This window comes from Micromonospora ureilytica, assembly GCF_015751765.1.
Taxonomy (GTDB): domain Bacteria; phylum Actinomycetota; class Actinomycetes; order Mycobacteriales; family Micromonosporaceae; genus Micromonospora; species Micromonospora ureilytica.
Genome location: NZ_JADOTX010000001.1, coordinates 4,735,731 through 4,749,702, shown reverse-complemented (window position 1 = coordinate 4,749,702; position 13,972 = coordinate 4,735,731). Strand labels below are relative to the sequence as shown.

Genomic DNA, 13,972 nt, shown 5'->3' with positions numbered 1-13,972 from the left:
AGGTCTGGAAATCGGATGAGCGAGCGAATCGAGCCGGTGTCATGACCACCCCCGCGGCGTACCAGGTGTCCCACCTGGACGCCCTGGAAGCGGAGAGCATCTTCGTGATGCGCGAGGTCGTCGCCGAGATGGAACGCCCGGTGCTGCTCTTCTCCGGTGGCAAGGACTCGATCGTCATGCTGCGGCTGGCGCAGAAGGCGTTCGCCCCGGCCAACGTCCCCTTCCCGGTCATGCACGTCGACACCGGGCACAACTTCCCCGAGGTCCTGGAATACCGCGACCAACGGGTTGCCGAGTTGGGGTTGCAGCTCGTGGTGGCGAGCGTGCCGGAGGCCCTGGCTCGCGGCATGGTCCGGGAGTCCGCTGACGGCATGCGCAACCGGATCCAGACACCGGTGCTGCTGGACGCGGTGGAGAAGCACCGCTTCGACGCGCTGTTCGGTGGCGCCCGCCGGGACGAGGAGAAGGCCCGGGCGAAGGAGCGGGTTTTCAGCTTCCGCGACGAGTTCGGTCAGTGGGACCCGAAGAACCAGCGGCCGGAGCTGTGGTCGCTGTACAACGGCCGGCACCACCCGGGCGAGTCGATCAGGGCCTTCCCGCTGTCCAACTGGACCGAGCTGGACGTCTGGCACTACATCGCCCAGGAACGCATCCCGCTGCCCTCGATCTACTACGCGCACGAGCGCGAGGTGATCGAACGGGACGGCATGTTCTACGCCGTCAACGAGTTCTTCCGCCCCCGTGCGGGTGAGGAGCGGTTCAAGGCGCAGGTGCGCTACCGCACCGTCGGCGACGCCTCCAGCACCGCCGCGGTCCGTTCCGACGCGGACACCGTGGAGAAGGTCATCGAGGAGGTGGCGGCCACCCGGATCACCGAGCGCGGCGCCACCCGTGGTGACGACCGGGTCAGTGAGGCCGCCATGGAGGACCGCAAGCGGGAGGGCTACTTCTGATGAGCACCGAGATCGTGGCGTCCGCGAATGCGGAGGCCCCGGCTGTTACCGGGGCCGGGCCGGAGGCCCGGGCTATGGACCTGCTGCGGTTCGCCACCGCCGGCAGTGTGGACGACGGGAAGTCGACACTGATCGGGCGGCTCCTCTACGACACCAAGTCGCTCTTCACCGACCAGTTGGCCGCCGTGGAGGCGGTCAGCGCTGCCCGCGGTGACGAATACACCAACCTGGCGTTGCTCACCGACGGTCTGCGTGCCGAGCGGGAGCAGGGCATCACCATCGACGTGGCGTACCGCTACTTCGCCACCCCCCGGCGCAAGTTCATCATCGCCGACACTCCGGGCCACATCCAGTACACCCGCAACATGGTCACCGGGGCCTCGACGGCGGACCTGGCACTGATCCTGGTGGACGCACGCAAGGGCCTCGTCGAGCAGTCCCGCCGGCACGCGTTCCTCTGCTCCCTGCTGCGAGTGCCGCACCTGGTCCTCTGTGTCAACAAGATGGACCTGGTCGACTGGTCGCAGGAGGTCTACGAGCGGATCGCCGACGAGTTCACCGCGTTCGCGGCGAAGCTCGACGCACCGGACCTGACCGTGGTGCCGATCTCCGCGTTGCGCGGCGACAACATCGTCACCCGGTCGGACAACATGCCCTGGTACGAGGGCCCCTCGCTGCTGCACCACCTGGAGCGGGTGCACATCGCGAGCGACCGCAACCTGGTCGACGTCCGGTTCCCGGTGCAGTACGTGATCCGACCGCAGTCCACCACTGTCACCGACTACCGCGGCTACGCCGGCCAGGTCGCCTCCGGTGTGCTGAAGCCGGGAGACGAGGTGATGGTGCTGCCCTCCGGGTTCACCAGCCGGATCGCCGCCGTGGAGACCGCCGACGGGCCGGTCCAGGAGGCGTTCCCACCGATGTCGGTGACGGTACGACTGGCCGACGAGATCGACATCTCGCGGGGTGACCTGATCTGCCGGCCGAACAACGCACCGGCGGTGGCTCAGGACATCGAGGCGATGGTCTGCTGGATGGACGAGACGGCCCCCCTGCGGGTCGGCGGCCGGTACGCGATCAAGCACACCACCCGGTCGGCTCGGGCGATCGTGCGCGGGCTGCACTACCGGCTGGACATCAACTCGCTGCACCGCGACGAGTCCGCCGACGAGCTGCGGCTCAACGAGATCGGCCGGGTGCGACTGCGTACGACGGTGCCGCTGCTGGCCGACGAGTACCGCCGCAACCGCACCACCGGCGGCTTCGTCATCATCGACGAGGCGACCAACCGCACGGTAGGCGCCGCCATGATCGTCGAGGCCAGCTAACCCCTGTCCCGCGATCTTGCACTTTCTGTCCCGGCATAAGGGGCACCCCAACCCATGTCGACAACGGAAACTGCAAGATCGGCGCGGCCGGGGCCTCTCCCGCCGGACAGCCCTAATCCACCTGTGGGGTTAGGGCAGGCGGGTGGCGCCGGGGGAGGGCAGGACCGTCACGGTGCCGGGGGCGGTGAAGCCTCGTTCGGCGTACGCCTCGGTTGCGGCGGCGGCCACCGCGTCGGCACTGTCGGCCTCGACCAGCGCGAGCACGCATCCGCCGAAGCCGCCACCGGTCATCCGGGCGCCCAGCGCACCGGCCGCCAACGCCGCCTCGACCGCGGTGTCGACCTCCGGCACGGTGATCTCGAAGTCGTCCCGCATCGAGACGTGGGAGGCGGTCAACAGCGGGCCGATGTCGCGGACCCGGGCGGCGCGGAGCAGCGCCACCGTGTCCAGTACGCGCTGATCCTCGGTCACCACGTGTCGGACCCGTCGCCGGGTCTCCTCGTCGTCGAGCTGCGCCAACGCGGCGTCGAGCTGGTCGATGCCCACGTCCCGCAGCGCGGCGACGCCGAGCGCGCTGGCCCCGGCCTCGCAGGAGCGGCGGCGGGCCGCGTACTCCCCGTCCGCGTGTCGGTGTGGCGCCCGGCTGTCGATGACCAGCACAGCCAGCCCGGCGGCCTCCAGGTCGAACGGGATGTGCTCGACCGACTCGTCGCGGCAGTCGAGGAAGAGGGCGTGCCCCGCGCGGCAACGGATTGAGGCGGACTGGTCCATGATGCCGGTCGGCGCGCCCACGTAGACGTTCTCCGCCCGCTGCGCCAGCCGGGGCTGCAGTGCCGGGGCAAGCTCCAGCCCGCCGAGGTCGAGCAGGGCAGCCAGCACTGCCGACTCCAGCGCGGCCGAGGAGGAGAGCCCGGAACCCAACGGCACGTCGGAAGCGATCGCCAGCCGGGCACCCGGCACCTGATGACCCGCCTCCCGCAGCGCCCAGACCACACCCGCGACGTACGCGCCCCAGCCGGTGACCCGACCCGGCTCGGCGACGTCGTCCGCGCCGAAGGTGATCGCTTCGCCGGAGAGCTCGGACCAGACCGTCCAGTGCTCCCCGTCCTGCCGGTCGGCGGCGGCGACGGTGCGCATCGGCAGCGCGAACGGCAGCACGAAGCCGTCGTTGTAGTCGGTGTGCTCCCCGATCAGGTTGACCCGGCCCGGCGCGGCCCAACGTCCGGCAGCCTGGCCGCCGAACTGTGCGGAGAAGCCGGCGGCAGCCCGCTCGGCGACATCACTGCTCGGGTTGGTCATGACTGGCCCAGGATGTGCGTGCGGTAGAACGCCCAGGCATCCCCGACCATGTCGTGCAGGGTCGGCTTCTGCGGCACCCAGCCCAGCTCGTCGCGGGCCAGTGCGGACGATGCCACCAACTCGGCCGGGTCGCCCTCGCGGCGTGGCGCGACCTCGACGGGCAGTTGGTGCCCGGTGACCTCGCGGACCATGTCGACGACCTGGCGGTTGGTGAAGCCGTTGCCGTTGCCCAGGTTGTAGATCCGGTGCTGGCCGCCGGTGGCCGCGTCCAGCGCCAGCAGATGCGCGCGGGCCAGGTCGGCGACGTGGATGTAGTCGCGGACGCAGGTGCCGTCCACGGTGGGATAGTCGTCCCCGAAGAGCTGGAGCTTCTCCCGCCGGCCGGCGGCGACGTCCAGCGCGATCGGGATCAGGTGCGTCTCCGGGTCGTGCCGCTCGCCGAGCGTGATGTCGCCGTCGAGGTGGGCGCCGGCCACGTTGAAGTAGCGCAGCGACACGGCGGCCAGCCCGTGCGCGATCGCCTCGGAGGTGAGTGCCATGTCGACGGCGAGTTTGGTGGCGCCGTACGTGTTGGTGGGCGCCTTGACCGCGTTTTCGGTGATGGGCAGCTCGGTGGGGTTGCCGTAGACGGCGGCGGTGGAGGAGAAGACCATCCGGGGCACCCCGGCGGCCCGGACCGCGTCGATCAGGGCGAGCGTGCCGATGGTGTTGTTGTGCCAGTACAGCTCCGGCTTGACCATCGACTCGCCGGCGGCGATCAGGGCGGCGAAGTGCAGCACCCCGTCGAAACCGGCCTCCGCGGTGATGACGCGGGCGGCGTCGTGGATGGACGCCTCCACGTGGGTGGCGTCCGGGGCGAGGGCCTCGCGGTGGCCGGTGCGCAGGTCGTCCAGGATGACCACCTGGTGACCCGCGTCGAGCAGCATCCGGGTGACCACGCTTCCGATGAAGCCGGCGCCACCGGTGACGAGCAGTTTCACGTCGTTGCCTCCTGCCTGGCCCGCGCGGGACGTGGCCCTTCGGTGATCACACTAGGGCGGTGGCCGGCATCCGAGCCGATGCCACCGTCAAGCCCATTCCATCATAATCTCTCATGATTAAACAGAGCCGAACATCTGTGGGCCGCTCCGCGTGATCCTGGGTGCCGTGGGCCCACGGTGTCTACCATCTCTGTCATGCGGGAAGTGGCCCGTACCGGGCTCCGGCGACGCGTGCGGGCACATCCCCGCCGCGACTCCGGCCCGCTTGCCCGGGCCGTCGCCCGGGTGCTGGTCCGCGCCGCGGATGGCGCCACCCGTCTCGTCACCGATCTGCTCGGGACCGGTCCGACGGCCGGCCGGGAGCGCATCTCGGAGGCCGATCTGCGGGACCTGGTCGCGGCGAACACGGTGCTCGACCCGGACGAGCGGCGGATCATCGACGAGGTCCTGGTGGCCGGCGCCAGTCTGATCCGCGAGGTGATGATGCCGCGCACCGAGGTGGTCTTCCTGCCGGCGCGGCTGACCATCGTCGAAGCCGCCCGACTGGTCCGCGCCGAAACGCACACCCGCTATCCGGTCACCGACGGCACCCACGACGACGTGGTCGGCTTCGTGCACCTCCGTGACGTCCTGCTGCGCCCGGACGCCGACCCGTGCGTCACCGTCGGCGAGCTGGCCCGGGAGGTGAAGCGGCTCCCCGGCAGCAAACGCGTGCTCGCCGCGCTGACCGAGATGCGCCGGGAGGGTCAGCACCTCGCGGTGGTGGTCGACGAGTACGGGGGCACGGCCGGGATCGTCACCCTGGAGGACCTCATCGAGGAGTTGATCGGTGAGATCCACGACGAGTACGACGCCACCCCGGACCCGGTGCACGCCGGCCTGCCCGCCGTGGTGGACGGCCGCCTCAACCTCGCCGACTTCGCCGAGCGGACCGGGGTGGCGCTACCCGCCGGACCGTACGAGACGGTGGGCGGGTTCGTCATGGCCGCGCTGGGCCGACTCCCGGTGACCGGCGACGAGGTACCGGTGCCCGCCGAGCCCGCCGCCGTCGGCGCGCCCGATCCGGCCGAGCTGTCGGCCGGCTGGCTGCTGCGGGTGCTCGCGTTGGACGGCCGCCGGGTGGCCCAACTCGCCGTCTCCGCCACCCGCACCACCGAGCAACGCCGCGAGCCGAACACGGAGCAGCGCCGCGGGCACGACGCCGCGCCGGCCTCGGCGGGCGGCCCGGAGTCGGCCCGGGAGACGGTGGCGGGGCAGCACCGCCGGGTCGCGGTCGGGCCGACGCGCCGGGTCGGCGCGGGCGAACCACGCGAGGTCAGCGCCCCGGCACCGGCGGGCCGAAGCCGACCCGCCGGCCCGTCATGACGGACCGGGTTGCTTGCTGACAGAATTATCGCCATGTCCGACGTTCCCGCCCGGCCCCGCGTCTTCTCCGGCATCCAGCCGACAGCCGACTCGTTCCACCTCGGCAACTATCTGGGCGCGGTGCGACACTGGGTGGCACTACAGGACACGCACGACGCGTTCTACTGCGTGGTGGACCTGCACGCCATCACCGCGGGGCACGACCCGGCGCTGCTGCGCCAGCGGACCCGGGTGGCTGCGGCGCAGCTCTTCGCGGTCGGGCTCGACCCGGAACGCAGCACCCTGTTCGTCCAGTCGCAGGTGCCCGAGCACCCGCAGTTGGCCTGGGTGCTCGGCTGCATCACCGGCTTCGGCGAGGCCAGCCGGATGACCCAGTTCAAGGACAAGTCGCAGAAGCAGGGCAACGAGCGGGCCAGCGTTGGGCTGTTCACCTATCCGGTCCTGCAGGCCGCCGACATCCTGCTCTACCAGGCCAACGCGGTGCCGGTCGGTGAGGACCAGCGCCAGCACCTGGAGCTCTCCCGGGATCTGGCCCAGCGGTTCAACTCGCTGTTCGGCGCGACGTTCACGGTGCCCGCGCCGCACATCGTCAAGGACACTGCCAAGATCACCGACCTGCAGGACCCGACCGCGAAGATGTCGAAGTCGTCGTCCTCGCCGGCCGGCATCATCGACCTGCTCGACGATCCGGCCCGGTCCGCGAAGAAGATCCGTTCGGCGGTGACCGACACCGGTCGGGAGATCGTCTTCGACGCCGAGACCAAGCCGGGTGTGTCCAACCTGTTGACCATCCACTCGGCGCTCAGCGGCCGCAGCATCGACGAGCTGGTGGCCGCGTACGCGGGCTGCGGCTACGGCGATCTGAAGAAGGAGCTGGCCGAGGTGGTGACGGACTTCGTCCGTCCGATCCAGGAGCGCACCCGCGCCTACCTCGACGATCCGGCGCAGCTGGACAAGCTGCTCGCGGCCGGCGCGGAGAAGGCCCGTGCGGTGGCCGCGACGACCCTGCGGTCCGCGTACGAGCGGGTCGGGTTCTTCCCGCCCGTGCGCGGCGAGTAGCTCCGCGATAGACGTGGACGGGTCGGTGCTCGGAGGGGCGGCGCGAAGCGTGGATCGCAGTGGTGGGGTGCCGCCGACCGGCGACACCATCCAGATCGGCATCGCGGTGGACATCCCCGAACCATGGGGTGCCCAGCTCACCCGGCGGCGGGTCGAGGCCGGTGATCCGCTGGCGGTGCCCGCGCACGTGACGTTGCTCGGTCCCACCGAGATCCGGACGGCCAACCTGCCCGCGGTCGAGCGGCACCTGGCCGCTGTCGCCGCCGCGCACCTGCCGTTCACGTTGCACCTGCGGGGCACCGGCACGTTCCGTCCGGTCACCCAGGTGGTGTTCGTGACGGTGGCGGCCGGGATCAGTGAATGCGAGCTGCTGGCCGCGGCCATCGCCGCGGCGCCGGGCCTGCACCGCGAGCTTCGCTTCCCGTACCATCCGCACGTCACCGTGGCTCAGGACGTTGCGCCGGAGGCCCTGGACAGGGTGTACGAGGACCTGGCGGACTTCTCCGCGATGTTCGAGGTCGACGCGTTCACCCTCTTCTCGCACAGCGGGCAGGCCAGGTGGCAGCCGCGTCGGGACTTCTGCCTCGGCAACTGAAGCGCGGCGACGCGCCGGCCGGCGAGCATCGGAAGCCGGTTGCCACTACAGCGGTGGGAGATCGGCGAGGATGATCGCGTGAACGTGATCGGCCAGATCGAGGCGGGCATCGACCGCTGGGTGAGCGCCGCGCGCCACCGGTCGGGGCTGTTCGATCATGTGTGGCGGGCCGGCGTGCTGTACGGCGAGGTGCTGGCCGGCCGGTTGGCCGCCGCGATCGCCTACTACGGCTTCTTCGCGGTGTTCGCTCTCGCTCTTGTCGCGTTCTCCATCTTCGGCGCGATCCTGGAGGACAACGACGAGGTCAGCGCGGCGGCGGCCAACTTCCTCAAGGAGAATCTGCCGTTCCTGGACGCCGAGCAGATCGCCAACTCCAGCGGCACGGTCGGTGTGGTCGGCCTGATCATCCTGGTCTTCACCGGGATCGGCTGGGTGGAGGCCATCCGGTCCTCGCAGCGGCTGATGTACGCGCTCAACCAGCAGCCGGGCAATCTGGTGATGCGGCGGCTCGTCGACCTGGGCGTGATGATCGGCGTGTTCGTGCTGCTCGGCCTCTCGGTCGCGGCGGTGGACGCGCTGGAGTCGCTGCTGCGTTTCCTGCTGCGGAGCACCGGCTCGGTCGGTCTGACCACGATCAGCGCGGTGCTCAGCGTGCTGGTCAACACCGTGCTCGCCGCCGCGTTGCTGCTCGCCGTGCCCCGGCTGCGGATGAGCCGCTCCCGGCTGCGCCCGGTGGTGTTGCTGGTGGCGGTCGGTATCACGTTGCTGAACACCGTCGGGCGCTACTACGTGGTGCGGACGGAGCGGAATCCGGCGTACACGGTGGTGGCCGGCGCCGTCGGTCTGCTGCTCTACCTCTACCTGCTCAACCAGCTGGTGCTGTTCGGCGCGGCGCTCCTCGCGACCAGCACCAACGGCCGGGTCGTGGACCTGGCGGAGACCCCCGCGCCGGCCAGGGTGGTCGACGAGGACACCGACCCTGGTACGCCGGGTGGTGCGGGTTGACGACGGAAGGTATGCAGGTGCTGATCTCGGTCGACCCGGACTCGTCGGTGCCCCCGTACGAGCAGGTGCGCGTGCAGCTCGCCGAGCTGATCGGCGACGGCCGGTTGCCGGTGGGCAACCGACTGCCCACCGTCCGGCAGCTCGCCGCCGACCTACGGCTGGCCGCGAACACGGTGGCCCGCGCCTACCGGGAGTTGGAGGCGGCCGGGCTGCTGGAGACCCGGGGGCGCAACGGCACCTTCGTCGCCCCCGGGCGGGACGACGCCGTCGACCGGTTACAGCGGGCGGCGGCCGGCTACGCGGCGGAGGCGGCCCGGCTCGGCGTGCCGTCGACCACCGCGCTCGCCCTGGTCCGCGCCGCCCTGGACGCGGTCCGCCCCGGCTGACCGGCCACCGATCGACAGTCGGACGGGCGATAACTGAGCAGAACGGCGTCGGTGCTCGCGTTCGCGGACCATGATGAGCCGGTGGGCGCACTCATGACACTTGACCTGCCGGCGGACTCACCGCTCCTCGGCCTGCCGTGGATCATCACCTTCGGTCCGCTCGGTGATCTCGACGAGTGGGAGCCGGTGGTCTGCGGGCCGTACGAGCGACCGCACGCGTTGGCCCTGGCCGAGGCGGTGGTGGCCGAGGAGCAGCTGATGGCCGTTGTGGAGCCGTTGCTGCCGGCCCTGTCTCCCGACGAGATCCGCAGCGAGATCGCCGCCGCGCAGGTCGCCGCCGAGGACGAGGCCCGTCAGGTGGAGGGCGCCGACCTGTACGGGGACTTCGAGGACGTGATCGACGAGGAGTTGGACGCGGCAGCCGACGAGGCCGGCCACGGTGAGCCCGCCGAACCGCCGGACGAGGCCGAGGTACGCGCCGGCTGGACCCGGATCGCGGCGTTGCTCACCGCGAAGTAACCCGTCAGCGGGTCGGCGCGCGGTCCAGCACGCAGAACTCGTTGCCCTCGGGGTCGGCGAGCACCGTGAACTGTTCGGCCCCGGTCTGCCCGACATCGACCTGCCGCGCGCCGAGGCTCAGCAGCCGGCGTAGCTCGGCCTGGGGGTCCGCGTCCGCGACCAGGTCGAGGTGCAGCCGGTTCTTGCCGCGCTTGGCGGTGCCCGAGCCCTGCAACCACACTGTGGGCGCGGCCGCGGACGGCTGCCCCGGCGGCCAGAGCTTGGCGCTGCCGTCGTCGCCCTGCTCGACCTCGTAGCCGAGCGCCGCCGACCAGAACGCGACCATCAGGCCCAGGTCCTCGACGTCGAGCGTGCACTGGGCGATCCGTACCACCATGGGGTCACCTCCGTAGCGATGGTGCCCGATGCGGTACCCACGACGCCTGGGTCTAATCACCGGCGTATACGGACACCGGCGCCACGCGGAGCGGACTCCGCATGGCGCCGGTGGCACCTCACCCCCCACCACAAGGGGTCGGTAGCCCAGTCGCCCGTCGGCGCGGGGCACGACGAACGACCAGGTCGGGAACGAGTTACCCGTTCAGCGCTGTTCCAACCAGGCTGCCGCGTCAATTGGCAGCAGATGGCCGGGCCCTGCTCGGTGAGCTCGTCGCCGGCGACCGGTGTCGTGCGGCGGGCGGGCGGCGCTGATCATTCGAGCGATATGCCGGCCTGTCGCTGCAAGAGTCAAGCAGATCTTGCGTAAGAAAGGCGTGCGGAACTCGGCGCGACAGCGGTGGAGCCGCGCACCACCAGCTCCGGTCGGAACAGGTACTCCGAGTGCGGGGCGCCGTGCCCGTTGATCTCGTCCACCAGGGCGCGGACGGCGGCCACCGCCATCGCGGTGACCGGCTGCCGCATGGTTGTCAGTGGCGGGTCGGTGAAGGCCATCAGCGGTGAGTCGTCATAACCCACCACGGACAGGCCGTCGGGCACGTCGAGGCCGCGTTGGCGGGCGGCCCGGATCGCGCCGAGCGCCATCAGGTCGGAGCCGCACACTACGCCTGTGACGCCGCGGTCCAGCAGTCGACCGGCCGCCGCCTCGCCACCCTCCACTCCGAACAGTGACAGCTCGGCCAGTGGGCCCAGGTCGGCTTCGGCGACACCGGCCAGCCTGGTCATCGCGGACCGCCAGCCGGCCACCTTGCGCTGCACCGGGACGAACCGGTCCGGGCCGGTGATCAGGCCGATCCGTCGGTGCCCGAGCGCGACCAGGTGGGCGACGGCCAGCTCGGCCGCCTCCCGATCGTCACAGGAGACGAAGGGCGCGCCGATGCCGGGCACGTACCCGTTGATCATCACGACCGGCAACGGCCGGGCGAGCAGCGCGCGGTAGCGGTCGTGGTTGGCTGCGGTGTCCGCGTGCAGGCCGGAGACGAAGACGATCCCGGAGACCTGCCGGTCCAGCAGCATCTCCACGTATTCGTCCTCGGTCACGCCGCCGGCGGTCTGGGTGCAGAGCACCGGGGTGAACCCGCTCTGCGCCAAAGTGGACTCGATGACCTGGGCGAAGGCGGGGAAGATCGGGTTGTCCAGCTCCGGCACCACCAGGCCGACCAGCCCGGCGCTGCGCTTACGCAGCCGGGCCGGGCGCTCGTACCCGAGCACGTCGAGGGCGGTGAGGACGACCTGCCGGGTCTCCACCGCCACGCCGGGGCGGTCGTTGAGCACCCGCGACACCGTGGCCTCGCTGACCTGGGCCTGCTGGGCGATGTCGGACAGTCGAGCGCGCATGGCGGCACTTTAGCCCACCGGCAATTTCTTGCGGGGTGCCCTGCAAGCCCTTCCACAACTTGCAATGGCATGGGTTGCTGGCGCCGACGTCGCTCAGCGAGAGCGGGTTAGCGAACCCGTGGCGCGCCTGCTTCACTAGCCGCTGGTGGGGGCCGGCCGCCCTCTCATCCGCCGTCCGGCGCTGTTCCCGGGAGACTCTCGTGCAACTGTCGATCTTGATGCCGGTCTACAACGAGGCGGAACGCGTCGCCGAGGCCCTGAAGCAGGCTCTCGCCGTGCGGTACCCGTGCGAGATCGAGATCGTGGTGGTCGACGACGGTAGTACGGACGAGACTCCGGGGATCCTCGCTCGGATGGATGACGCGCGGCTGCGGGTCGTGACGCACCCGCGTAACGCGGGCAAGGGCGCGGCGATCAGGACGGCCGTGGACAGCGCCCGCGGCGAGTACATGGTGATCCTGGACGCCGATCTGGAGTACGACCCACAGGACATTCCGAAGCTGTTGGCGCCGGTGCTGGAGGGGCACGCGACAGTCGTCTACGGCAACCGCACCTTCGGCAGCCACAGCGCCTACAGCTTCTGGTACGTGGTCGGAAACCGGGGGGTCACCACGGCGGCGAACGTCTTGTTCAATACCTACATCGCCGACCTGGAGACGTGCTTCAAGCTGATGCCGGTGGAGCTGTACCGGTCGCTGGACATCCGGTCCCGCGGGTTCGGCATGGAGGCCGAGGTGACAGGCAAACTGCTGCGGCGGCGGATCCGCCCCTACGACGTGCCGATCACCTACCGGGCGCGGGGCCGCGCCGAGGGCAAGAAGATCACCTGGCGGAACGGGATCGAGGCGTTGTGGATCCTGGGCCGGGAACGCGCCCGGCGTCGTCCCGGCGTCGTCCCCGCCCAGACGCTCGCTGATCGATGACGACAACGAAGCACCGCGCCCGTCGGCGGTTCCCACTACTACGATCCGTCGTTCATAGGGAAGTATGGCGACCGTGGAAGCTCTCAGACTCATCCTTCTCTACGTCCATCTGATCGGGTTCGCCCTGCTGCTCGGCGGCTCGATCGCGCAGTACGCCAGCGGTCGGTTGCGGATCAACCCGGCCATGCTGTGGGGCGCGGTGATCCAGTTGCTGACCGGGCTGGGCCTGTCCGCGCCGTTGCGCGACGGCGACGAGCCGGCACCGGCAAAACTTGTGACGAAGTTGGTGATCGCGCTGCTGATCTTCGTCATGGTCTTCTTCTCCCGGAAGCGGGACGTGGTAAACCGGGGTCATTTCCTCGCGATCGTCGGTCTGACCCTGGTCAACGCGGCGGTCGCGGTCTTTTGGCGGTAACGTCCGAGGTGGAAATCGCCTCCAGAAAACGGACGTTGCGGACGCCCCGGCGCTCGCTTGCCAGCACGAAGAGTGACGTGCCCCACGCAAGGGTTACACCCGGGTAACAGGCGCTCAACAGTCGTGCACGATTGTCGGCCGGTGGGTGGGCGCGGGCGTACGCTCCCGTCCGTAACGTGGGACAGCCGGCGGCACACCCGCAGGTCGGCTGATGGGCTGCCACCGCACAAGGCGCGGTGTGCAATGGGAAGGAGACGTCTTGCGCTCGGTGCGTGGGATGCGGATCGCCTCGATCTTCGCGGTGGGTGGGCTCGCGCTCACCGCCGCCGCTTGTGGCGAGGCGCCCAAGGATGACAACAACGCCGGCAGTGGCGCCAAGAAGTTCAGCGCCTGCATGGTGACCGACGTCGGCGGCATCGACGACAAGTCGTTCAACACCTCGGCCTGGAAGGGTCTGCAGGAGGCCAAGGCCGCCAACGACAACATCGACATCAAGTTCGTCGCGTCGAAGGCGGAGGCCGACTACGAGCCGAACCTGACGCAGTACGTCAACCAGAAGTGCGACTTCATCCTGGCGGTCGGTGGCCTGATGGGCAACGCCACCTCGAAGATCGCCAAGGCGAACCCGAACCAGGAGTTCGGCATCGTCGACGCGAACACTGGTGACGCCAACGTCTACCCGATGCAGTTCGACACCGCCCAGGCCGCGTTCCAGGCCGGTTACCTGGCCGCCGGGATGAGCAAGTCCGGCAAGGTGGGCACCTACGGTGGTCTGCCGATCCCGCCGGTGACCATCTTCATGGACGGCTTCGTCGACGGTGTGAAGTACTTCAACACCACCAAGGGCAAGAACGTCCAGGCGCTGGGTTGGAACAAGGAGACTCAGAAGGGCTCCTTCACCAACGACTTCGCCAAGCAGGACGAGGGCAAGAAGGTTTCCGACGCGCTGGTCGCCCAGGGCGCGGACATCATCATGCCGGTCGCCGGCGGCTCCGGCCTCGGCACCACGGCCGCGGCCAAGGCGTCGGGTGGCAAGTACAGCACCATCTGGGTGGACGTCGACGGCTGCGAGAGCACCCCGGACTGCTCAGCGATCATCACCACGGTGGTCAAGAACATCCCGGACGCCGTCAAGGAGGCCGTGGTGAAGGCCGCCGCCGGTGACAAGCTGCCGGCCAAGCCGGGCTTCGTCGGCACCCTGGCCAACAACGGTGTCTCGATCGCCCCGTACCACGACTTCGACAGCAAGGTTCCGGCCGAGCTGAAGGCCGAGGTCGACAAGATCAAGGCGGACATCGCCGCCGGCACCATCACCGTCACCTCGAAGGCCCAGCCGACCAAGTGACGACCGGCCGGCCCCTCCGATGCGATC

Annotated in this window: 15 protein-coding genes; 11 read left to right on the top strand and 4 right to left on the bottom strand. The window is 70.0% G+C overall.

Features of this window, described 5'->3' with window-relative positions; all coding sequences use genetic code 11:
- Positions 1 to 41 precede the first annotated feature (41 nt).
- Together cysD and IW248_RS21455 are read left to right on the top strand one after the other, a co-directional pair.
- Positions 42 to 953, top strand: a complete 912-nt coding sequence (gene cysD, locus IW248_RS21460) for a sulfate adenylyltransferase subunit CysD (protein WP_196928418.1) — start codon at positions 42 to 44, stop codon at positions 951 to 953.
- Entirely contained in the window at positions 953 to 2,281 is a 1,329-nt protein-coding gene (locus tag IW248_RS21455) for a sulfate adenylyltransferase subunit 1 (protein ID WP_124820374.1), read from the top strand. The genes cysD and IW248_RS21455 overlap by 1 nt, the downstream gene beginning before the upstream one ends.
- A 129-nt stretch (positions 2,282 to 2,410) precedes the next feature.
- On the opposite strand, the gene galK is transcribed toward IW248_RS21455, so the two are convergent.
- A complete protein-coding gene (galK, locus tag IW248_RS21450) occupies positions 2,411 to 3,580 on the bottom strand; it encodes a galactokinase (RefSeq protein ID WP_196928417.1) in 1,170 nt (389 codons plus the stop codon).
- On the bottom strand, positions 3,577 to 4,506 hold the full coding sequence (gene galE, locus IW248_RS21445; RefSeq protein WP_231397574.1) for a UDP-glucose 4-epimerase GalE: 930 nt from the start codon (positions 4,504 to 4,506) through the stop codon (positions 3,577 to 3,579). The genes galK and galE overlap by 4 nt, the downstream gene beginning before the upstream one ends.
- A 249-nt stretch (positions 4,507 to 4,755) precedes the next feature.
- On the opposite strand from galE, the gene IW248_RS21440 reads away from it, so the two are divergent.
- The 6 genes from IW248_RS21440 (at position 4,756) to IW248_RS21415 (ending at position 9,489) form a co-directional block, all read left to right on the top strand.
- Complete coding sequence (locus tag IW248_RS21440; protein WP_231396387.1) at positions 4,756 to 5,925, top strand: hemolysin family protein; 1,170 nt, start codon at positions 4,756 to 4,758, stop codon at positions 5,923 to 5,925.
- Positions 5,926 to 5,958: 33 nt separating this feature from the next.
- Positions 5,959 to 6,984 (top strand): tryptophan--tRNA ligase, encoded by a 1,026-nt coding sequence (gene trpS, locus IW248_RS21435; protein ID WP_196928415.1) that lies wholly within the window; start codon positions 5,959 to 5,961, stop codon positions 6,982 to 6,984.
- A gap of 13 nt (positions 6,985 to 6,997) precedes the next feature.
- Positions 6,998 to 7,579, top strand: a complete 582-nt coding sequence (locus IW248_RS21430; RefSeq protein ID WP_372432697.1) for a 2'-5' RNA ligase family protein — start codon at positions 6,998 to 7,000, stop codon at positions 7,577 to 7,579.
- Between the two features lie 78 nt (positions 7,580 to 7,657).
- Positions 7,658 to 8,584 (top strand): YihY/virulence factor BrkB family protein, encoded by a 927-nt coding sequence (locus IW248_RS21425; RefSeq protein WP_196928413.1) that lies wholly within the window; start codon positions 7,658 to 7,660, stop codon positions 8,582 to 8,584.
- Between the two features lie 11 nt (positions 8,585 to 8,595).
- Positions 8,596 to 8,970: a GntR family transcriptional regulator gene (locus tag IW248_RS21420; protein WP_196930302.1), complete on the top strand. Its 375-nt coding sequence runs from the start codon at positions 8,596 to 8,598 to the stop codon at positions 8,968 to 8,970.
- An 81-nt stretch (positions 8,971 to 9,051) separates the two neighbouring features.
- Complete coding sequence (locus IW248_RS21415; protein ID WP_124820380.1) at positions 9,052 to 9,489, top strand: hypothetical protein; 438 nt, start codon at positions 9,052 to 9,054, stop codon at positions 9,487 to 9,489.
- Between the two features lie 4 nt (positions 9,490 to 9,493).
- On the opposite strand, the gene IW248_RS21410 is transcribed toward IW248_RS21415, so the two are convergent.
- Positions 9,494 to 9,865: a VOC family protein gene (locus IW248_RS21410; protein ID WP_196928412.1), complete on the bottom strand. Its 372-nt coding sequence runs from the start codon at positions 9,863 to 9,865 to the stop codon at positions 9,494 to 9,496.
- 350 nt (positions 9,866 to 10,215) lie between these two features.
- Positions 10,216 to 11,262 (bottom strand): LacI family DNA-binding transcriptional regulator, encoded by a 1,047-nt coding sequence (locus IW248_RS21405; RefSeq protein WP_196928411.1) that lies wholly within the window; start codon positions 11,260 to 11,262, stop codon positions 10,216 to 10,218.
- Positions 11,263 to 11,462: 200 nt separating this feature from the next.
- Here IW248_RS21405 and IW248_RS21400 point away from each other — a divergent pair, with 200 nt between their 5' ends.
- The 3 genes from IW248_RS21400 to IW248_RS21390 all read left to right on the top strand — a co-directional run bounded on the left by IW248_RS21400 (position 11,463) and on the right by IW248_RS21390 (position 13,945).
- Positions 11,463 to 12,185, top strand: a complete 723-nt coding sequence (locus IW248_RS21400; RefSeq protein ID WP_196928410.1) for a glycosyltransferase family 2 protein — start codon at positions 11,463 to 11,465, stop codon at positions 12,183 to 12,185.
- A gap of 73 nt (positions 12,186 to 12,258) precedes the next feature.
- Entirely contained in the window at positions 12,259 to 12,600 is a 342-nt protein-coding gene (locus IW248_RS21395; RefSeq protein ID WP_091397247.1) for a hypothetical protein, read from the top strand.
- A 277-nt stretch (positions 12,601 to 12,877) separates the two neighbouring features.
- A complete protein-coding gene (locus IW248_RS21390) occupies positions 12,878 to 13,945 on the top strand; it encodes a BMP family lipoprotein (protein WP_196930301.1) in 1,068 nt (355 codons plus the stop codon).
- Positions 13,946 to 13,972: the final 27 nt, after the last annotated feature.